At 40.2% G+C, this 356-nt stretch carries 1 protein-coding gene; it reads left to right on the forward strand.

What is annotated here, in order from left to right; translation table 11 throughout:
• Positions 1–8: 8 nt before the first annotated feature.
• A partial coding sequence (locus HC175_RS21085) for an ATP-grasp domain-containing protein (RefSeq protein ID WP_479685257.1) occupies positions 9–356 on the forward strand: 348 nt, incomplete at its 3' end.

Consider the following 356-nt stretch of genomic DNA (forward strand, 5'->3'; position numbering starts at 1 on the left):
AGAAAAAGATGATCCTTAAGCCATTAGAGGGTTCTGGTGGTCGTGGTGTTTATCTTATCGACAAGAATGAGAAAAATCTTAACCAGATCATAGAAAATCTTTCGAAAAAGGGCTATATCATTGCCCAGCAATACTTGCCAGCAGCCAAAGAAGGCGATGTAAGGGTGCTATTGCTTAACGGAAAGATCCTCGAAAAGAATGGCAAATACGGTATTCTAAAAAGGAAAACCAACGCAGGAGATTTCCGTAGTAATATTTCCCAGGGTGGTACTCCTGAAGCTATTGAGATCACAGATGATATTAGAAAAATCGTAGACACCATTGCACCCCGATTGATAAGAGACGGGATGTTTTTT

The sequence above is a fragment of the Salinimicrobium oceani genome (assembly GCF_012037645.1).